This window comes from Frigoribacterium sp. AC512 (assembly GCF_979258295.1).
The window spans coordinates 1,234,507-1,253,490 of the sequence record NZ_OZ409850.1 but is presented as its reverse complement, the minus strand read 5'-3'; the positions used below and the strand labels follow the sequence as shown (position 1 = coordinate 1,253,490).

Here is an 18,984-nt window from a genome sequence, read left to right as displayed (position 1 = left end):
GGTCACCACGACACCCCCTCAAGGAGAACACACCATGGCACTGTCCACCGAAGAAGTCCTCGCCGGCCTGGCCGAGCTCGTCAACGACGAGACGGGCATCGCGACCGACACCGTCGAGATGGACAAGTCGTTCACCGACGACCTGGACATCGACTCGATCTCGATGATGACCATCGTGGTCAACGCCGAGGAGAAGTTCGACGTGAAGATCCCCGACGAAGAGGTCAAGAACCTCAAGACCGTCGGCGACGCCGTCACCTTCATCACCAAGGCACAGGACTAGACGTCGACGGCCCGGTCTCCCCTCGGGGTGACCGGGCCTCTCCGTCCCCCCTCGTGGGCTCCGCGCCTGCCGAGGGACGCACCGTCTCTCCAGGAGAATCGTCATGACCAAGAAGATCGTCGTCACCGGCCTCGGTGGCACCTCCCCCCTCGGCGGCACCGCCGTCGACAGCTGGAACGCGCTCCTCGCGGGCGATTCCGGCATCACGACCCTCGAGCAGGAGTGGGTCGCCAAGTACGAGCTGCCCGTCACCATCGCCGGCCAGGCCAAGGTGCCGTCGGCCGACGTGCTCGACCGCCGCGAGACCAAGCGCCTCGACCCGTCCAGCCAGTTCGCCCTCACCGCCGCGCGCGAGGCCTGGGCCGACGCCGGCTCGCCCGAGGTCGTCCCCGAGCGCTTCATCGTCGACTGGGCCACCGGCATCGGCGGCGTGTGGACGCTGCTCGACGCGTGGGACACCCTCCGCGAGAAGGGCCCGCGTCGTGTCCTGCCGATGACCGTGCCGATGCTGATGCCCAACGGCCCCGCCGCCGCGATCTCGATGAGCCTCGGCGCGCGCGCCGGCGCCCGCACGGTCGTCTCGGCCTGCGCCTCCAGCACCGAGTCGATCGCCATGGCCTACGACCACCTCCAGTCCGGCCTCGCCGACATCGCCGTCGCCGGCGGCTCCGAGGCGGCCATCCACCCGATGCCCCTCGCCTCGTTCGCGGCCATGCAGGCGCTCTCGAAGCGGAACGACGACCCGGCCACCGCCTCCCGTCCGTACGACGTCACCCGGGACGGCTTCGTCCTCGGCGAAGGAGGCGCGGCGCTCGTCCTCGAGACCGAGGAGCACGCGCTCGCCCGCGGCGCCCGCATCTACGCCGAGCTGATCGGCGGAGCGGTCACGAGCGACTCGTACCACATCACCGCCCCCGACCCCGAGGGCACCGGTGCCGCCCGCGCGGTCATCGCGACGCTCGAGAACGCCGGCGTCGAGCGCGACCAGGTCGTGCACGTCAACGCGCACGCGACCAGCACGCCGGTCGGCGACATCGCCGAGTACCACGCGATCAAGCGGGTCTTCGGCGACCACACCTCGAAGCTGATCGTCTCGGCGACCAAGGCGTCGACCGGGCACCTGCTCGGCGGTGCCGGCGCCATCGAGGCCCTCTTCACGGTGAAGGCGCTGCACGAGCGCCTCGCTCCCCCGACGATCAACGTCACCCAGATGGACGACGAGATCGACCTCGACGTCGTCGTCGGCGAGCCCCGCCGGCTGCCCGACGGCGAGATCGTCGCGGTCAGCAACTCGTTCGGCTTCGGCGGGCACAACGCTGTCGTCGCGTTCCGCTCCGTCTGATCCACCCTGCCCGCGCCTCCGCGCCGGGCACGACGAAGGCCGGTGTCCCCTCGGGGCCACCGGCCTTCGTCGCGTCGTGCGGGTGCGTCGAGGTCAGCCGACCTTGTGCAGCCAGACGACGGGGTTGCCCTCGCCGCTGTAGCGGAAAGGCTCGAGCTCGTCGTCCCAGGCCTGGCCGAGGGCGAGCCGCAGCTCGCGGTGCAGCTCGAGCGCGTTCGAGCCGGCGATGTCCATGGCGTAGCGGATCCGGTCCTCGGGCACGACGGTGTTGCCCGCCGTGTCGGTCTGCGCGAAGAACACCCCGAGGTCGGGCGTGTGCATCCAGCGCCCGCCGTCGTTCTCGACGCCCGGATCTTCGGTCACCTCGTAGCGCAGGTGTTCCCAGCCGCGCAGGGCAGAGGCGATGCGCGCGCCGGCACCCTCGTCGCCCTGCCAGGAGAACTCGGTGCGCTGGGCGCCCGAGAGCACCGGCTGCGCCACCCAGGCGAAGTTCACGGCGTGCCCGAGGGCTCGACCGACCGCCCACTCGACATGCGGGCACAGTGCACGAGGGGACGAGTGCACGAAGAGCACTCCCCTAGCCGTTGCAGCAGCCACGATTCCTCCATCCGTTAGGTGCGACTTCCCCATCGACCTGTGGACACGTGGACCGTGTGCGTGCTCTCGTGCGTGTTCGGTTGTGAGCGGACCTCTGCCCGCTGGGTCGATCATGACACGTGCTGCCTGAAGGTCACAACCGTGCAACGGCTGGCAATCGGCCGGCCTGCCCCGCCGGGGACTGCGGGACGGGCGACGAGGAGGCGGCAGCAGCGCCCCCGGGAGCCGCCCCCGCCTCCTACTTGGCCTGCGAGTAGTCGTCGACGACGGCCACGGTCAGCGGGAACCGCACCGGAGCGTCGCCGAACAGCATCCGGCCCGCGGCCGCCGCCGCCTCGACGACGAGGACCGCGACCTCGTCGGCCGTGTCCGCCGGCGCGTGCACGACGACCTCGTCGTGCAGGAAGAACGTGAGGTGCGGGGCGTCGTCCCCCCGGTCGCCGAACCGGTCGTGCAGCGCCTGCCGGAAGGCGCCCAGCCAGCAGAGCGCCCACTCCGCTGCCGTGCCCTGGACGACGAAGTTGCGGGTGAAGCGTCCCCACGACCGCGCGTCGCGCCCGACCTCGGCGCGGGGCATCTCGGGCGGGAGCTCGTCCGCGGCGCCGTCGCCGGGCGACGGGGAGGTCCGCCCGAGGAGGGTGCGGACGACGCCGCCCTGCTCGCCGGTGCGCGCAGCTGTCTCGACGAGGGCCATCGCCTGCGGGAACCGGCGTGCCAGCCGCGGCACGAGACGCCCGCTCTCGCCCTGGGTCGCGCCGTACATCGCCCCGAGCATCGCGACCTTGGCCTCGGCCCGGCTCGCCACCGCGCCGCTCGCGACGATGCCCTCGTAGAGGTCGCCCTGACCCGCCGCCGCCATCGCGCGGTCGCCGGAGAGGCCGGTGAGGATGCGCGGCTCGAGCTGCGAGGCGTCGGCGACGACGAGCTTCCAGCCCGGGTCGGCCACCACGGCGGCCCGGACCGCCCTCGGCAGCTGCAGGGCGCCTCCCCCGCTCGTGGCCCAGCGGCCGGTGACGCTGCCGGCCGGCACGTAGTCCGGCCGGAAGCGCCCGTCACGCACCCAGGCGTCCAGCCAGGCCCAGCCGTTGGCGACGAGCAGTCGCTGCCGCCTCTTGTACCGCAGCAGGGGCTCGACGGCGGGATGGTCGTGACGTTCGAGCTCCCACTTGGTCGTCGAGGCGACGTGGACGCCGGCCGAGTTCAGCGCGCGCACCAGCTCGGCGGGCGAGTCGGGGTTGAGGTCGGGGGCGTCGAGCCGGCTGCGCACCTCGTCGAGGTCGGTGCGCATCAGCGCCGGGCGTTCCCCCGCGGCCGGCCGTGGTCCGAGGGCCTCGCTGAGGACGCGGTCGTGCACGCGGGCCGACCACGGGACGCCGTGGTGCCGCATCTCGACGGCGATCAGCGCGCCCGTCGACTCGGCGGTCGTCAGCAGCTCGAGTCGTGCCCGCTCCGGGCTCGTCTCGATCGCCGCCCGCTGGCGGAGGAACTCCCCTGCCGGGTCGGGCAGCGACTCGGGCAGCACGTCGAAGAGGCCGTCGCGGGGGCCGTCCACGCCTTGGGGGACGTCCCACGGGCCGCGGGGCGCCCCGTGCAGCTCCGACCCCGCCGTCGCGACGGCCGACCGCAGCAGCGCGTGGCAGAGCCGCAGGTCGACGCAGCGCGCCACGCGGACGTCCGCCTCGAGGAGGCGCGGGTACCACCGGGGGGTGTCGTCCCAGACCCAGCGGGGCCCTGCCGTGCCCTCGGGGCCCGACTCGCGCCTCCGGACGGCCTCGACCAGGTCGACGTCGGCGACGACCTCGACGTCGGCCGGGACCAGCGCCTGGTCGGGGGCGGGACGGCGCCAGGTGGTCAGCTCGACGTCGCCGTCGGAGAGGCGACGGGCGAGCACGAACATCCGTCGATCATCCCACCCCCGGCCGACAGGACGCGCCTGCGGCCCCGGAGCCTCGCCGCTCCGTCGGGCCCGGCCACGCCGTCAGTGCAGCAGTGCGCCGTCGCGGTCGAGCACGTTCTTCTCGCCGGCCTCGATCGGCACGGCCAGCCGGTTCTGCGGCGGCGGGATCGGGCAGTTGAAGGCGTACGAGAACGCGCAGGGCGGCAGCACGGCCTGGTTGAAGTCGAGCACGATCGTGCCGTCGTCGCCGGGGGTCGGGAACAGGAAGCGACCGACCGAGTAGGTGCTCTCGCCGTTGGTCGCGTCGCCGAACACGAGCTGCAGGCGGTCGCCGGACCCGCTGGGGAACGCGGCCAGCTCGTGGTCGACGCCGTCGAGCGAGAACCGGATCAGTCCGGGCAGGGGCTTCGGGCGGCTCAGGTCGAGGTCCGCCTGGTGCCGGATGTCCACCTCCGCGCCTGCCTCGGTCGGGACGAAGTCGGCCGTCACCACCCAGGCGGGGTCGTGCTCGAAGGAGTCGATCGACCCGAACCGACGGATGCCCTCGGACTCTGCGTCCCACACGCGCAGTCCCCAGCTCGAGCTGTCGTCGTTCGCGATCACGGTCCCGGTCAGGGCGTCGGAGAACCGCACGGCGCTCGGCGTCACCGCGTCGTCGCCCGCGACGAGCACGGTGCCGTCCACGACCTCTCCGTCCACCTGCACGCCGTCGGCGGCGGTCGCGGTGACGAGGAGCCCCGCGAGGCCGTCGGGCGCCGGCGCCCAGGTGCCGGCGACGCCCCAGACGGGCTGGGGAGAGTCGACCCACTGGGTGTTGACGAGCGCCAGGGGGCCGCGGGGGCTCACGGCGCGGGCGCTCCTGGCCTCGTGGAACCGGGCGAGCTCGTCGGCGGGGCTGCGGGTGTCGGTCATGCGTCCTCCTCGGGGTGCGCGCGGGTCGCCGCGCCGGGCGTGACCATCATCGACCCGTCCGGGGCCGCGCGCCCCGCGGCACGGCGAGGTCCGCGGCTGCTCGGCCCGGTGCGCGGGTCAGATGTCGTCCGGGACGCCCAGGCGGCCCAGCTGCTCCTCGAACGAGACGACGTCGGCGAACGGGTCGCGACGCTCGGTGTGCCGCAGGGAGACCAGCGCGGCGAACTCGTCCGCCGCGCGCGTCACGCGCTCGGGCAGGCCCGTGGTCGTCGAGTCGCCGGCGCCCCAGTCCTCCGCCGCGGCGAAGACGCCGGTGGGCACGACGACGGCACGCAGGTAGGAGAAGAGCGGCCGCAGCTCGTGGTCGAGGACGAGCGAGTGCCGCGCCGTGCCCGCCGTCGCGCCGATCAGCACGGGCGTGCCGGTCAGGGCCGTGTTGTCGAGCACGTCGAAGAACGACTTGAACAGGCCGCTGTAGGAGCCGGTGAAGACCGGCGTGACGGCCACGACCCCGTCCGCGGCGCCGACGGCCGCCAGCACGTCGGCCAGCGCCTCGGACGGGAACCCCGTCAGCATCGCGTCGGTCACGTCGTGGGCGTGGTCCCGGAGCTCGACGACCCGGAAGTCGGCGGGTGAGCCCTGGTCGAGCAGGGCCCGGGCGCTCGCCTCGGCGAGACGGTCGGCGAGGAGCCGGGTGGAGGAGGGCTGGCCGAGCCCTGCCGAGAGGACGACGATCTTCCTGGTGCTCACGGGGCGCCTCCTACAGGCTCGGGACGGACGCGGCGTCGGCCGTGACCGAGGACGTGACGGACGAGGTCGCGGCAGAGGCGGCGGCCGCGGACACGAGGGAGGCGTGCGTCGGCGCGTCGGGGACGCCCGCGGCACGACGGGACGCGAACTCGCGACGGAGCACGGGCACGACCTCCTCGCCGAGGATGTCGAGCTGCTGGAGGACGGTCTGCAGGGGCAGTCCGGCGTGGTCGATGAGGAACAGCTGACGCTGGTAGTCGCCGACGTACTCGCGGAAGCCGAGCGTGCGGTCGATGACCTCCTGCGGGCTGCCCACGGTGAGCGGCGTCTGGCTGGTGAAGTCCTCCATGCTCGGACCGTGGCCGTAGACGGGGGCCTCGTCGAAGTACGGACGGAATGCGCGCTTCGCGTCCTGCGAGTTCTTGGCCATGAAGACCTGCCCGCCGAGCCCGACGATCGCCTGGTCAGCGCGGCCGTGGCCGTGGTGCTCGAAGCGGCTGCGGTAAAGCTCGACCATCTGCTTCGTGTGCGAGGCCGGCCAGAAGATGTGGTTGGCGAAGAATCCGTCGCCGTAGTACGCGGCCTGCTCGGCGATCTCCGGGCTGCGGATCGAGCCGTGCCAGACGAACGGGGCGACGCCGTCGAGCGGACGGGGCGTCGCGGTGAAGCCCTGGAGCGGCGTGCGGAAGTGGCCCTTCCAGTCGACGACGTCCTCGGTCCAGAGGCGTCGCAACAGGGCGTAGTTCTCGATCGCCAGGTTGATCCCCTGACGGATGTCCTTGCCGAACCAGGGGTAGACCGGGCCCGTGTTGCCGCGGCCGAGGGTGAGGTCGACCCGGCCGTCGGCGAGGTGCTGCAGCATCGCGAAGTCCTCGGCGATCTTCACCGGGTCGTTCGTCGTGATGAGCGTCGTCGCCGTGCTCAGCTGGATGCGCTCGGTCGTCGCCGCGATCGTGGCGAGCAGGGTCGTCGGGCTCGAGTTCACGAACGGCGGGTTGTGGTGCTCGCCGGCTGCGAAGACGTCGAGGCCCACCTCCTCCACTTTCTGGGCGATCGTCACCATCGCCTTGATTCGCTCGTGCTCGGTCGGCACCCGGCCGGTGGTCGGGTCGGCCGTGATGTCGCCGACGGAGAAGACTCCGAACTGCATGGTCTCACCTCAGATCTAGTTCATGCGTCTGCATGTAGTTGGGTGAACGACGGGGCTGCCGCGTTCATTCCCGACCTCGCCGACTCGTCGTCCCGCCTCGCCGGCCGGTCGGTCGACCGGCCGGCGATCGGTCGGTCGGTCGGTCGGTCGGCAACTCCTGCATCCGGGTCCGCACCGCTGCTCCACAGAGGGCGGACACCGCGGCGCAGCGGCACCGATCAGGAGTTGCCGACACGACACGACACGTCAGCGACTGCGACTGCGACTGCGACTGCGACTGCGACTGCGACGCACGTTCCCGCCTTCATCGTCGCGTCCCGTCATGACGCGCCCTGCCCACTCCTGTCCCGCCCTGTCCCCTCGTCTCGTCTCCTGACCGGTCGACAACTCCTGCATCCGGGACCGCTCAGCCGCGAAGCAGGCGACACGCGCCGCGGCGCGGCGGCACCGATCAGGAGTTGCCGACGCGAGACGGGACCGACCGCGAGCGGCACGCGGCAATGCGGGCGCCGGGCGGACCGTCGGGCGCGAGTCAGCGGGGCGCGAGTCAGCGGGGCGCGAGTCAGCGGGGCACGGGTCAACGGCGTCGGGCGGACCGGCGGGCGCGGGTCAGCGGGGGCCGGGCGGACCGGCGGGCGCGGACCGGCGGGCGGGCGGGGTCAGCGGGGCGCTATGGGAGGCGCGAGGCGGAGGAAGCGCTCGGCCACCTGGGCACTCTGCACCGGCCCGTCGCCGTTGCGGTCGAGCTGGGGCGAGTCGAACTCGACCCACCACGTCCGGGCCGAGCCACCGATGGCCGACACGCCCTGCCACGCCGAGCCGCCGGCCCGCATGACGACTCCTGTCGGCCCCCAGGGCCACGGCGACGTCGGCTCCTCGTCGGAGTCGAGCACGTAGACCTGCGCCCCGACGCCCATGCGCGGCTCGGTGCCGACGGACGCGAGGGAGTCGTCACCGTCGTCGGGGCCGACGCTCCTGCTGAAGAACATCCCGCCATGCTGCCAGAAGGTCGAGCGGGACGGCTGGGAGGCGTGACCGGCAGGCGTGGCTCCGGCATCAGCTCGGAAGTAGGGCGGACGGGACTTGAACCCGTGACCGATCGATTATGAGTCGACTGCTCTAACCGGCTGAGCTACCGCCCCGTGTCGCCGGCCCGACCGGCACCCGCGGGCGATGTCAGGACGAGACGACGTCGGTGGTGGGAGCCACCGGCTGCCCACGATACAGGCCCTCGAAGACGTTCAGCGTGCGCTCGATGTCGTGCCCCTCGATCATCCGGAGGCTGGCTCGCCGCATCGACCGGTACTCGTCGTCGGACGCCGTGAGCACCCGTGTCAGCTTGTCGGCCAGGTCGGCGCTGTCGCCGGGGCGGAACAACCAGCCGTTGCTGCCGTCGTCGACGAGGTGCGGAAGGGCCATCGCGTCCGCGACCACGATCGGGAGGCCGGAGGCCATCGCCTCGAGGCTCGCGATGCTCTGCAGCTCGGCGATCGACGGCATCGCGAAGACGGTCGCGTCGGTGAGGGTGCGGCGCAGCTCGGCGTCGGAGAGGTAGCCGGCGAAGGTGACGCGCCCGGCGAGGCCGAGGTCGACGCTCAGCTGCTGCAGGTGCCGCATCAGGTCGCCTCCGCCCACGATCGTGAGCGTGCTCTCGAGCGCCGGGTCGATCAGCGTCATGGCACGCAGCAGCACGTCGATCTGCTTCTCGGCCGTGACGCGTCCGACGAACACGATGCGGTTGCCCTCCGGCCGGTCGTCGCGGGCGGCGTAGTTCGACGCCTCGATGCCGCACGAGACCGCGAGCACGCCCTCGACGTCGATGGCCTTCTCGAGGAACCGGGCCGCCTTGTCGGTCGGCGTCGTCATCGACTCGACGCGGTGGTAGGTGCGGCTCGCGTCGGCCCAGGCCATCTTGACGGCGGTGGCCCGCAGCGCGTGCGGCAGCCCCGTGTGCTCGAGCAGGTTCTCGGGCATGAAGTGGTTGGTCGCCACGGCCCGGATGCCGAGACGGTTCGCGACCCGGACCACGGCACGGCCGATCACGATGTGGGACTGGATGTGGACGACGTCGGGCTGGATCTGGCGGATCACCCGCTCGGCGTTCGCCTCGGCCCGCCACGGCGTCGCGAAGCGCAGCCAGTCGTGGAGGGGCCACCTCGTCGAGTAGAGCCGGTGCACCGTCAGGGTCACGCCGGCGTGCTGCTCGAGGAACGTGCCGTGCTTCCGGCTGGCTGCGGGCGCCAGGACGTGCACGTCGTGGCCGCGGGCCGCCATGCCGACGGCCAGCCGCTCGGCGAAGTTCGCGGCGCCGTTGACGTCGGGCGGGAACGTGTCGGCGGCGATCAGCACGGTCAGCCTCGGCGCGTCGGCCCAGGCTGCGGTGTCGCTCGGATCGGTCGGTCCGTGGGCGTCGGTCACGTGGTCAGTCCTTGTCGTGAGGGGTGGTCGGGCCCGGGTGCAGGAGGGGGCGGGTCAGCGGACCGGAGAACCGGACGCCCGGCGACCCGCGTCGACCACGGTAGCTCAGCTGACCCTCTTCTTCTGCGGCTGGTGCTTGGCGAGCTGGAAGACGCCGGCGACGGCGACGGCACCCGCGACGAGGAAGAGCACGGCGGCGATCGGCGGCGCCGTCGCGGCCTCGCCGAGCACGACGATGCCGATGGTCACGGCGATGATCGGGTCGACGACGGTGAGGCCCGCGATGACGAGGTCGGGCGACCCCGACGAGTAGGCGTTCTGCACGAAGTAGCCGCCGAGCACCGCGGCCGCGACGAGCATGACGATGCAGACGACCTCGAGCCAGTCGAAGGTGCCCGACGTGATCCGGTTCAGCACGACCTTGGCGAGGGTCGCGACGAAGCCGTAGAGGACGCCCGCGCCGATGACGTAGAAGAGCACGTTGCGGCGGTGGCGCAGCACGACGAAGGCCGCAGCCAGCACGGCCCCCACGACGAGCAGCAGCACGAGCACCGTCACGAGCTGACGGGTCGTGATCGGCGACTCGGTCGCGGCGAACGCGGCGACGGTCGCGAAGAGCCCGATGCCGCCCACGCAGAGCGCGATCGAACGTTTGACCTTCGCGCTCAGTCGCTGCTTGGTCACGCGGGCGTTGACGACGGCGGTGACGACGAGCGCCACGGCACCGAGGGGCTGCACGACGAGGAGGGGCGCGATGTTGAGGCTGGTGAGCTGGAAGACGACGGCCAGGCCCAGGAGGAGCGTGCCGGCCACCCAGGACGGCCTGCCGACGAGCGCGACCACCTGGCGCACGCTCATGCCGCTCTGAGCCGCCCCGAGACGACGCTCGACCTTCTCGACACCGCGGCTCTGCAGCTGCGCACCGATCGAGAGGAACACCGCGCCGACGAGGGCGATGGGGATCCCGAGCGCCTGGTAGGGGGTCAACGACACCTGGGCGGTCAGGTCCCCGAGGTCAGCGCTCACGGTGACACGGTAGCGGCAGCGCGCTGGATAGTCTGGGCGAATGGCCGTACGACCCATCACCATCACGGGAGAACCCGTCCTCCACGCCCGAGCCGCCGAGGTGGAGGTCGTCGACGACGACCTGCGCACGCTCGTCGCCGACATGTTCGAGACGATGGACGCCGCACCCGGAGTGGGCCTCGCCGGCCCGCAGGTCGGGGTAGGACTCCGTCTCTTCGTGTACTCGTGGGTGGACGACGACGGCGAGCCCTGGCGCGGCGTCGCGATCAACCCAACGGTCTGGCAGAGCCCGCTCGGCATCGAGCCCCTCGACGACGACGAGGAATCGGAGGGGTGCCTCTCGATCCCGGGCGAGCGGTTCCCGCTGCGCCGGGCCGAGAGCGTGCTGCTCCGCGCGACGGACCTCGAGGGCGACGAGTACGAGATCGAGGCGCACGGCTGGCTGGCCCGCATCTTCCAGCACGAGTACGACCATCTCGACGGCGTCCTCTACGCCGACCGCCTGGAGCATCCTCTGCACAAGGCCGCGGCCAAGAGCGTGAAGAAGTCGGGCTGGGGCGTGCCGGGCCAGACCTGGCTGCCGGGCGTCGACCACCTCGACGACTGACTGAGCACCCACGCCGACCGAGCACCCACGCTGACCGATCACCACACAAGAGAAAAGGCCCAGCGGGTGGAGCCGCTGGGCCTTCGCTCCCCGAGTTGGACTCGAACCAACAACCTGCCGGTTAACAGCCGGCTGCTCTGCCAATTGAGCTATCGAGGAATGGCAGCTGACTTGGACCGGAGTCCCTGACAGCGGACACAACACTACCGCATGTCGCAGCCGTCTCTGAACACCAGGCGACCGCCGGGCGCGTCGCGCGCCTCCTCGACGGTGAGGCCGAGGGGCCAGGGCGGCCTGCCCGCTCAGTAGCCGGCGACCGGGTCGACGACGCCGACGAAGTGCCCGTCTCCTGCGAGGGCCCGCACGTTGTGGCGGATGCGGCCGGCGAGCAGGGGCGCGGTCATCTCCGGCGTGTCCGCCTGGTGCGGCGTCACGATCACGCGGGGGTCGCCCCAGAGCGGGTGGCCGTCCGGCAGCGGCTCCGGGTCGGTGACGTCCAGCCCGACGCCCCAGAGCCGGTCGGCGCCCACTGCGGCGACGAGGGCATCGGTGTCGACGAGGCTCCCCCGGGCGACGTTGACGAACACGGCACGGGACGGGAGGAGGGCCAGCCGGCGAGCGTCGAAGAGCCGGGCCGTGCCGGGGGTCGCGGCTGCCGCGACCACGACGACGTCGGCGGTGGGCAGCACCTCGTCGAGCAGGTCGACCCCCACGGTCCGCTCGACGCCCTCGACCGGGTCCGCCGTGCGGCGCACGATCGTCACCCGCACGTCGAAGGGCGCCAGCAGGCGCACCAGCTCGCGCGCGATGCCCCCGGCCCCGACGATCACGACGTGCCGGCCGTAGAGCGAGATGCCCCGCTGCTCGGTCTGCCACGACGACGCCAGCACCCGCGAGGGCACGACGCGCAACAGCGAGAGGAGCAGCACGAGAGCGTGCTCGGCCACCGGCTCGGCGTACGCGCCCTTCGCGCTCGTCCAGAGCGGGAGGGGCCGGTCGCGATGCGCCTCGAGCACCCCGGAGAACGCGTCCACCCCGGCCCAGGGCAGCTGCACCCACTCGATGCCGGGGTGCGCCGCGAGGGCGGACTCGAGGCCTGCCACGTCGCGGTACGAGAGCCAGATGAGGCCCCGAGTGTCGGGGCCGAGCGGGACGAGCTGAACGCCCGCCTCGTGCACGGCGTCCTCGAAGACCGCCGAGCCGCGCGGGCCGATGCTCACGGCTCCAGGGCGAGGACGGCGCTCCGGAGGCAGGTCGGCGGCCTCGGTGGCCGCTGCGCGGTGGCCGCGCGCGCCTCCTGCGGTCACGGCCGTCGCTCGTCGCGACGGCCGTCGCCGCGCTCTCGTTCGCCGCGCTCTCGTTCTTCGGGCCTGATGACGTCGATCGGCGTCGTGGTCGAGAGGACCTTGACGTAGGGGTCGACCCCGTCGCGGAGGACGGTGTCGATCTGCCCGAGGCCGACGAGGCGACCGCCGCGCATGACGGCCACGCGGTCGGTGATCGCCCGTGCCTCGGACACGCTCGACGTGACGACCATCGCCGAGAACTGCCGCTCGGCGTGCAGGTTCTTGATGACGTCGAGCACGGCCTGCCGCACGAGCACGTCGACGCCGCGCGCCGGCTCGTCGGCCACGAGGAGGCGCGGCTCGAGCACGAGGGACCGCGCCAGGGCCACGCGCTGCCGCTGTCCCGAGCTGAGCTCCCAGGTCTGCTTGAGCATCGTCCCTAGCGGAAGGTGCACCGCGTCGACCAGCGCCGTCACGAGGCGCCCCGCCTCGCGACGGTCGAAGTGCCGGTCGCGGAGGTAGATCGGCTCGGCGATGGCCTCGCCGACCGTCAGGTCGGGGCTCAGGGCCTCGCCGTCGTCCTGGGCGAGGTAGCCGACGACCGACGACAGCCGGCCGCGACGTCGAGCGCTCGCCCGAGTCAGCTCGAGGCCGAAGACGCTCGCCGCTCCCCCGCTGATCTGCGGCCGGCCCTCCGGCGGACGGCCCTTGCCGACGAGGCCGGCGACGGCCAGCGCCAAGGTCGACTTGCCGGAGCCACTCTCCCCCAGCACGGCGACGATCTCGCCGACCCGGATGTCGAGGGTGACCCCGTCCACCGCCCGCAGCGCCGGGTGGCCCGCACGCGCCGGGTAGGTCAGCGAGAGGTCGTCCGTCGTGACGGGGCGGTCCAGGTCGAGTTCGGGGCTCACCCGCGTCACGCTACCTCGCCCGCCGCCGCGCGGGCGTCGAGCTCGGCGAGACGGCGACGACGTGCCGCCTGCTCGGCCGGGTCAGGCACCGGCAGGGAGGCGAGCAGCCGCTGGGTGTACGGGTGCTCGGGAGCGCCGAGCACCTGGTCGTTCGGCCCGCTCTCGACGAGGTCGCCGTGGTACAGGACGCCGATGCGGTCGGCGAGCATGTTCACGACGGCGAGGTCGTGGCTGATGAACAGCGCCGCGAAGCCCAGGTCGGCCTGCAGCTCGCGGAAGAGCTCGAGCACGCGTGCCTGCACCGAGACGTCGAGGGCGCTCGTGGGCTCGTCGGCGATGAGGAGGCTCGGCTCGAGGGCCAGGGACCGGGCGAGGCTGGCCCGCTGCCGCTGGCCGCCGCTGAGCTCGTGCGGGTAGCGGTCCCCGAACGCCTTGGGCAGCTGCACCGCCTCCATCAGCTCGTCGACGCGCGGACGCGCGGCGCCCGCGTCGCCGGCGCGGCCGTGCACGATGAGGGGCTCGGCAACGCACTCGGCGATGGTCAGCAGCGGGTTGAAGCTCGACGCCGGGTCCTGGAAGACGAACCCGATGTCGGCCCTCAGCGGCTTGAACTCGCGCTCGTGCACGCCGTTCATCTCGATGCCGAGCACCTCGAGGGAGCCGCCGGTCACCTTGGTCAGACCGGCGATGGCACGGCCGATGGTGGTCTTGCCCGAGCCGCTCTCGCCGACGAGGCCGAGCACCTCGCCCTTCGCGATCGAGAAGTCGACGCCCTTGACGGCCCGGAACCCGCCGCGGCCGAGGCGGCCCGGGTACTCGATCTCGAGGCCCGAGGCGCGCACGACGACGTCGCGGTCGGCCTCACCGGCCTGCACCTGGGCGCCGCGCGGCTCGAGGACGGGGACGCTGCCGAGGAGACGCTTGGTGTAGTCGTCCTGCGGGGACGCGAACAGCGCCTCCGACGTCGCCTGCTCGACGACCTCGCCCTGGTACATCACGGCCACCCGGTCGGCCAGGTCGGCCACGACGCCCATGTTGTGGGTGATCAGCACGATGGCGGTGCCGAACTCGTCGCGGCAGCGGCGCAGCAGGTCGAGGATCTCGGCCTGCACGGTCACGTCGAGCGCGGTCGTCGGCTCGTCGGCGACGATGACCGACGGGTTCAGCACGAGCGCCATGGCGATGACGACGCGCTGCTTCTGGCCGCCCGAGAACTGGTGCGGGTAGTAGTCGACGCGGGTCTCGGGGTCGGGGATGCCCACCTTCCGCAGGATGTCGACGGCCCTCGCCCGCGCCTCCTTGCGGCCGACCTTGCCGTGGGCACGGATGCCCTCGGCGATCTGCCAGCCCACCGTGTAGACGGGGTTGAGCGCGGTCGACGGCTCCTGGAAGACCATCGCGACCTCGGTCCCGCGCATCTCGCGCACGGCGCCGCGGCCGATCTCGAGCACGTTCTTCCCCGAGAGCACGACGGCTCCGGAGGCGACCGCCGTCTCGGGCAGGAGGCGCAGGATCGTCTTGGCCGTCACGGACTTGCCGCTGCCGGACTCGCCGACGATGGCGAGCACCTCGCCCGCTCGCACGTCGAGGGTGACGCCGCGGACCGCCGCGACGTCGCCGCCGTCGGTCGCGAACGTCACGCGGAGGTCGGTGATGCCGACGGCCACGTCGCGCTCGTCGCGGGCGACGTCGTGGGCGGCGTGGCGGACGGGCTGGGCGGCCTGTGCGCCCGGGTCGAGCGGTCCGGTGGTCATGCTGTCGCCTCCTGCGGCTCGACCGGCGCTGCGGCCGTCGTGGTCGTGGTGCTGCCGGCGCCGCTGCGCCCTGCCTTCTTGCTGCGGCCGGCCCGGCGACGCGTCCGGAGGCGCGGGTCGGCCAGGTCGTTGAGGCTCTCGCCCACGAGGGTGATGCCGAGCACCATCAGGACGATGGCCGCTCCGGGGAACACGCCCGTCCACCAGATGCCGCTCGCCGTGTCGCTGAGCGCGCGGTTCAGGTCGTAGCCCCACTCGGCGGCGGACGTCGGGCCGATGCCGAAGCCCAGGAAGCCGAGCGCGGCCAGGGTGAGGATCGCCTCCGACGCGTTCAGCGTGAGGATGAGCGGCAGGCTGCGGGTCGCGTTGCGGAGCACGTGCTTGAACATGATGCGCGGCGTGCTGCTGCCGACGACCTTGGCGGACTCGACGAACGCCTCCGACTTGAGCCGGACGGCCTCGGCTCGGACGACCCGGAAGTACTGGGGCACGAACACGACGGTGATCGAGATGCCCGCCGAGAGGATGCCGCCCCAGAGGCTCGACTGGCCGCCGCTGATGACGATCGAGACGACGATCGCGAGCAGCAGCGAGGGGAACGCGTAGACGGCGTCGGCCACGACGACGAGCACGCGGTCGACCCAGCCGCCGAGGTAGCCGGAGACGAGGCCGAGGACGACGCCGAGGACGATCGAGAGCACGACCGCCACGACCACGACGGAGATCGCCGTGCGGGTGCCCCAGACGACGCGGCTGAAGACGTCGTAGCCGCCGACCGTGGTGCCCCAGAGGTGCTGGGCCGAGGGGGCGGCCTGGCGCGCGAACGTGCCGTCGTCGTCGCTGAGCTGGCCGTAGCCGTAGGGCGCGATGAGCGGGGCGAAGACGGCGAGCACGACGAACGCGACGCAGATGACGATCCCGGCGACGAGCATGCCGCGCTGCAGGCCGACCGAGCGGCGCACGTGGGCGACGATCGGCAGGCGCTTCCAGAGGGGCTCGTGCCGGTCGGACAGGACGCCGGAGGTGGTGGTCGACACGGTCAGTACCTCACTCTCGGGTCGATGAGGGCCGCGATGACGTCGACCAGGAAGTTCGTGACGGCGACGATGACGGCGAGCACGGCCACGATGCCCTGCACGGCGACGAAGTCGCGCGCCGAGAGGTACTGCTGCAGCTGGAAGCCGAGGCCGCGCCAGCCGAAGGTCGTCTCGGTGAGCACCGAGCCGCCGAGCAGCATGGCGATCTGCAGGCCCATCACGGTGATGATGGGGATCAGCGCCGGCTTGAGCGCGTGCTTGCGCACGAGACGCAGCTCGGAGACGCCACGCGAACGGGCGGCGTCGACGTACTCGGAGCCGAGCGTGCCGATGACGTTCGTCCGCACCAGGCGGAGGAAGATGCCCGCCGTGAGCAGGCCCAGCGTGAGGGCGGGCAGCACCGCGTGGCTGAGGACGTTCAGCGTGATCGTCGAGTTGCCGAGCCGCAGCGCGTCCAGGATGTAGATCCCCGTCGGGTTCTCGATGCGCCCGAGCGCGATCGCGATCCGGGTGTCGGCGCGCCCGCTCAGCGGCAGCCAGCCGAGCCAGACGGAGAAGGTGAGCTTCAGCAGCAGGCCCGCGAAGAAGACGGGCGTCGCGTAGGCGAAGATCGCGAGGATGCGCAGCACGGCGTCGGGCCAGCGGTCGCGGAGGTAGGCGGCGAGCATGCCGAGCGGGATGCCGATCACGAGCGCGACGATGAGCGCGTAGATCACGAGCTCGAGGGTCGCGGCGCCGTACGTGACGATGATGTCGCTGATCTGGCGGTTGTCCGTGGCGGTCGTGCCGAAGTCGAGGCGCACGATCTGCCCGAGGTACTCGACGTACTGGACGATGATCGGCCGGTCATAGCCCGCCGCGGCGAGGCGCTCGGCGAGCTGCGCCTCCGTCAGGCGGTCGCCCACCGAGGCGGTGATCGGGTTGCCGACCACGCGCATCAGGAAGAACACCAGCGTGACGAGGATGAAGACGGTGGGGATGATCAGGACGGCCCTGACCACCAGGTAGCGTCCGAGACCACCGCCTCCGCCGCCTGCGCGGCGTCGTCGGGGGGCCGCGGGGGCGGGCCGCTCGGGGGCGATCTGGTCGCCGGTGAGCACTGTCACGTCGATGTGCCTTTCTGGGTGGAACGGGGGCGGACGCGAGGGGTGCCCCGCCCGTGGGCGGAGCACCCCTCGTCGTCGTGCCGTGAGGCGGTCGTCCTGCCGACTAGCGGCTGAGAGCTCCGTAGCGGAACTTGAACGACGGGTCGAGCGTGTCGTCGACGCCCTGGACGTCGCTGGCTGAGACGACGACCTGCGTGCCCTGGAGGAGCGGCAGCGTCGGCAGGTCGGCCGCGACGGCGTCCTGGATGTCGCCGATGAGTGCCGTACGGGCCGTCTCGTCCTCCTCGGCGATCTCCTGCGACAGGAGGGCCTGGACGGCCGCCGAGTCGTAGTGGTTGCCGACGAAGTTGTCCTTCACGAAGAACGGCGACAGGTAGTTGTCGGCGTCCGAGAAGTCGGGGAACCAGCCGAGCTGGTAGACGGGGTAGGCATCCTGGCGACGCTCGGTGGAGTAGGTGTCCCACAGGGTCGACTGCAGGTTCACGGTGAACAGGCCGGACGCCTCGAGCTGCGTCTTGATGAGGGCGTACTCCTCGTCGCTCGACGCGCCGTAGTGGTCGGGGCTGTACTGCAGGTCGAGCTGGACGGGCACGTCCACGCCGGCCGCCGACAGCGCCGCGGTCGCGGCGTCGGCGTCGGGGCCGCCCTGGCCGTCGCCGTAGAGCGACTCGAGCGGCTTGGTGGCACCGGTCAGGCCGTCGGGCACGACCGAGTAGAGCGGCGTGTACGTGTCGTTGTAGACCTCCTTGGCGAGGGCCTCGCGGTCGACGACGCTCGCGACGGCCTGGCGCACGGCCAGGGACTTCGCCGCGTCGGCGTCGGGCTGGGTCGCGCCGTAGGGCATCGTGTCGAAGTTGAAGACCATGTAGCGGATCTCGCCGCCGGGGCCGTTGTGCACGGTCAGCGAGTCGTCCTTCGCCAGGTCGGCGAGGTCCGTCGGGCTCAGGCTGCGGTTGGCGACGTCGACGTCGCCCTCCTGCACGGCGAGCTTGAGGTCGGTCTCCTCCGTGTAGTAGGTGGCCGTGATCGAGTCGGTCTTCGCCGCGCCGAGCACGCCGTCGTAGGACTCGTTGGCCGCGTACTGGATCGACTCGTTCTCGGAGTAGTCGGTGATCGCGTACTGCCCGGAGAAGGCGTTGCCCTCGACGATGTCGTCCGGCGCGGTCAGGCTGGTCGCCGAGAAGACGTCCTCGTCGACGATGGGGCCGGCGGGGCTCGACAGGATCTGGGGCCAGGTCTGGTCGGCGCCCTTCAGCGTGAAGACGACGGTCTTGTCGTCGGGAGCCTCGGTGCTGGCGAGGTTGCCGAGCAGCGACGAGGGGCCGTTGTCGTCCGCGATCGCCAGCTGACGGTCGAAGGTGAACTTGACGTCGCTCGAGGTCAGCGCGTTGCCGTTGGCGAACGTCAGGCCGTCCTTGAGGGTGACCGTGTACGTGGTCGGGTCGGTGAACTCGGCCGACTCGGCGAGGTCGGGCTCGACGTCCGGGCTGCCGTAGGGCGAGTTCATGAGGAACCCGAAGACCTGGTTCTGCACCGCGAACGAGCCGTTGTCGTACGACCCGGCCGGGTCCAGCGAGGTGATGACGTCGGTGGTGCCGACGCTGATGCCGTTGAGCGCGTCGTCGGCCGCGTCGCCGCCGGAGGCGCAGCCGGCCAGGACGAGAGCCGTGGCGGCTGCTCCTCCCATGACGGCGAGGACGCGGCGGTTGAGCCTGGAGTCGGATGTCATTCCGGTTGCCTCTTTCTCTGTGTGCAGGGACCCCGAGGCCGCAGCTGTGGGTGCGACAGTGCACGGGGGGTAGCTATTGGTAGCACACAGTCAGCTCTCGGCTGCAACCGATAGGCGATCGTTTACAAACTCGCAACGAAGTTTGCCACGTGGTCCGATGGCGTCTCGGTGACGTCTCG

Annotated in this window: 17 protein-coding genes and 2 tRNA genes; 3 read left to right on the top strand and 16 right to left on the bottom strand. The window is 72.0% G+C overall.

Annotated elements, in window-relative coordinates; translation table 11 throughout:
• Positions 1 to 34 precede the first annotated feature (34 nt).
• Entirely contained in the window at positions 35 to 283 is a 249-nt protein-coding gene (locus ACZZ97_RS05730; RefSeq protein WP_056054313.1) for an acyl carrier protein, read from the top strand.
• A 103-nt stretch (positions 284 to 386) separates the two neighbouring features.
• Positions 387 to 1,625: a beta-ketoacyl-[acyl-carrier-protein] synthase family protein gene (locus ACZZ97_RS05725; RefSeq protein ID WP_463472541.1), complete on the top strand. Its 1,239-nt coding sequence runs from the start codon at positions 387 to 389 to the stop codon at positions 1,623 to 1,625.
• Between the two features lie 93 nt (positions 1,626 to 1,718).
• On the opposite strand, the gene ACZZ97_RS05720 is transcribed toward ACZZ97_RS05725, so the two are convergent.
• The 9 genes from ACZZ97_RS05720 to ACZZ97_RS05680 form a co-directional block, all read right to left on the bottom strand.
• Entirely contained in the window at positions 1,719 to 2,255 is a 537-nt protein-coding gene (locus ACZZ97_RS05720) for a DUF3145 domain-containing protein (protein WP_123546092.1), read from the bottom strand.
• Positions 2,256 to 2,460: 205 nt separating this feature from the next.
• The gene (locus tag ACZZ97_RS05715) at positions 2,461 to 4,119 is read right to left on the bottom strand and encodes a bifunctional 3'-5' exonuclease/DNA polymerase (RefSeq protein ID WP_463472540.1); all 1,659 of its coding nucleotides are present in this window, start codon (positions 4,117 to 4,119) and stop codon (positions 2,461 to 2,463) included.
• Positions 4,120 to 4,200: 81 nt separating this feature from the next.
• Positions 4,201 to 5,031: a DUF1684 domain-containing protein gene (locus tag ACZZ97_RS05710; RefSeq protein WP_463472539.1), complete on the bottom strand. Its 831-nt coding sequence runs from the start codon at positions 5,029 to 5,031 to the stop codon at positions 4,201 to 4,203.
• Positions 5,032 to 5,148: 117 nt separating this feature from the next.
• A complete protein-coding gene (locus tag ACZZ97_RS05705; protein WP_314101619.1) occupies positions 5,149 to 5,781 on the bottom strand; it encodes an FMN reductase in 633 nt (210 codons plus the stop codon).
• Positions 5,782 to 5,791: 10 nt separating this feature from the next.
• Positions 5,792 to 6,931: an LLM class flavin-dependent oxidoreductase gene (locus tag ACZZ97_RS05700; protein WP_463472538.1), complete on the bottom strand. Its 1,140-nt coding sequence runs from the start codon at positions 6,929 to 6,931 to the stop codon at positions 5,792 to 5,794.
• A gap of 659 nt (positions 6,932 to 7,590) precedes the next feature.
• Entirely contained in the window at positions 7,591 to 7,920 is a 330-nt protein-coding gene (locus ACZZ97_RS05695) for a hypothetical protein (RefSeq protein WP_463472537.1), read from the bottom strand.
• Between the two features lie 79 nt (positions 7,921 to 7,999).
• Positions 8,000 to 8,073: transfer RNA gene (locus ACZZ97_RS05690), tRNA-Ile, on the bottom strand.
• Between the two features lie 34 nt (positions 8,074 to 8,107).
• Complete coding sequence (locus ACZZ97_RS05685) at positions 8,108 to 9,349, bottom strand: glycosyltransferase (RefSeq protein ID WP_463472536.1); 1,242 nt, start codon at positions 9,347 to 9,349, stop codon at positions 8,108 to 8,110.
• Positions 9,350 to 9,454: 105 nt separating this feature from the next.
• Positions 9,455 to 10,375, bottom strand: a complete 921-nt coding sequence (locus ACZZ97_RS05680; protein WP_123546104.1) for a DMT family transporter — start codon at positions 10,373 to 10,375, stop codon at positions 9,455 to 9,457.
• 40 nt (positions 10,376 to 10,415) lie between these two features.
• On the opposite strand from ACZZ97_RS05680, the gene def reads away from it, so the two are divergent.
• Positions 10,416 to 10,982, top strand: a complete 567-nt coding sequence (gene def / locus ACZZ97_RS05675) for a peptide deformylase (protein ID WP_463472535.1) — start codon at positions 10,416 to 10,418, stop codon at positions 10,980 to 10,982.
• Positions 10,983 to 11,068: 86 nt separating this feature from the next.
• Here the strand turns inward: def and ACZZ97_RS05670 are convergent.
• The 7 genes from ACZZ97_RS05670 to ACZZ97_RS05640 all read right to left on the bottom strand — a co-directional run bounded on the left by ACZZ97_RS05670 (position 11,069) and on the right by ACZZ97_RS05640 (position 18,805).
• Positions 11,069 to 11,141 (bottom strand) — tRNA-Asn (locus ACZZ97_RS05670).
• Between the two features lie 143 nt (positions 11,142 to 11,284).
• Complete coding sequence (locus ACZZ97_RS05665; RefSeq protein ID WP_463472534.1) at positions 11,285 to 12,289, bottom strand: NAD(P)-dependent oxidoreductase; 1,005 nt, start codon at positions 12,287 to 12,289, stop codon at positions 11,285 to 11,287.
• The gene (locus ACZZ97_RS05660; protein ID WP_314102023.1) at positions 12,286 to 13,179 is read right to left on the bottom strand and encodes an ATP-binding cassette domain-containing protein; all 894 of its coding nucleotides are present in this window, start codon (positions 13,177 to 13,179) and stop codon (positions 12,286 to 12,288) included. Before ACZZ97_RS05660 ends, ACZZ97_RS05665 begins: the two co-directional genes overlap by 4 nt.
• Before the next feature lie 5 nt (positions 13,180 to 13,184).
• Positions 13,185 to 14,933: a dipeptide ABC transporter ATP-binding protein gene (locus ACZZ97_RS05655; protein ID WP_463472533.1), complete on the bottom strand. Its 1,749-nt coding sequence runs from the start codon at positions 14,931 to 14,933 to the stop codon at positions 13,185 to 13,187.
• Positions 14,930 to 15,970 (bottom strand): ABC transporter permease, encoded by a 1,041-nt coding sequence (locus tag ACZZ97_RS05650; protein WP_314102026.1) that lies wholly within the window; start codon positions 15,968 to 15,970, stop codon positions 14,930 to 14,932. The genes ACZZ97_RS05655 and ACZZ97_RS05650 overlap by 4 nt, the downstream gene beginning before the upstream one ends.
• Positions 15,971 to 15,972: 2 nt before the next feature.
• The gene (locus ACZZ97_RS05645; RefSeq protein ID WP_369878212.1) at positions 15,973 to 17,052 is read right to left on the bottom strand and encodes an ABC transporter permease; all 1,080 of its coding nucleotides are present in this window, start codon (positions 17,050 to 17,052) and stop codon (positions 15,973 to 15,975) included.
• 127 nt (positions 17,053 to 17,179) lie between these two features.
• Positions 17,180 to 18,805, bottom strand: a complete 1,626-nt coding sequence (locus ACZZ97_RS05640) for an ABC transporter substrate-binding protein (RefSeq protein WP_314102028.1) — start codon at positions 18,803 to 18,805, stop codon at positions 17,180 to 17,182.
• Positions 18,806 to 18,984 lie beyond the last annotated feature (179 nt).

What these genes read in the sequence shown, in the direction of transcription:
- ACZZ97_RS05640 (WP_314102028.1), bottom strand. Translation starts at nt 18,805, where the DNA reads ATGACATCCGACTCCAGGCTCAACCGCCGCGTCCTCGCCGTCATGGGA.
- ACZZ97_RS05715 (WP_463472540.1), bottom strand. Translation starts at nt 4,119, where the DNA reads ATGTTCGTGCTCGCCCGTCGCCTCTCCGACGGCGACGTCGAGCTGACC.
- ACZZ97_RS05730 (WP_056054313.1), top strand. Translation starts at nt 35, where the DNA reads ATGGCACTGTCCACCGAAGAAGTCCTCGCCGGCCTGGCCGAGCTCGTC.
- ACZZ97_RS05655 (WP_463472533.1), bottom strand. Translation starts at nt 14,933, where the DNA reads ATGACCACCGGACCGCTCGACCCGGGCGCACAGGCCGCCCAGCCCGTC.
- ACZZ97_RS05720 (WP_123546092.1), bottom strand. Translation starts at nt 2,255, where the DNA reads ATGGGGAAGTCGCACCTAACGGATGGAGGAATCGTGGCTGCTGCAACG.
- ACZZ97_RS05700 (WP_463472538.1), bottom strand. Translation starts at nt 6,931, where the DNA reads ATGCAGTTCGGAGTCTTCTCCGTCGGCGACATCACGGCCGACCCGACC.
- def (WP_463472535.1), top strand. Translation starts at nt 10,416, where the DNA reads ATGGCCGTACGACCCATCACCATCACGGGAGAACCCGTCCTCCACGCC.
- ACZZ97_RS05725 (WP_463472541.1), top strand. Translation starts at nt 387, where the DNA reads ATGACCAAGAAGATCGTCGTCACCGGCCTCGGTGGCACCTCCCCCCTC.
- ACZZ97_RS05710 (WP_463472539.1), bottom strand. Translation starts at nt 5,031, where the DNA reads ATGACCGACACCCGCAGCCCCGCCGACGAGCTCGCCCGGTTCCACGAG.
- ACZZ97_RS05695 (WP_463472537.1), bottom strand. Translation starts at nt 7,920, where the DNA reads ATGTTCTTCAGCAGGAGCGTCGGCCCCGACGACGGTGACGACTCCCTC.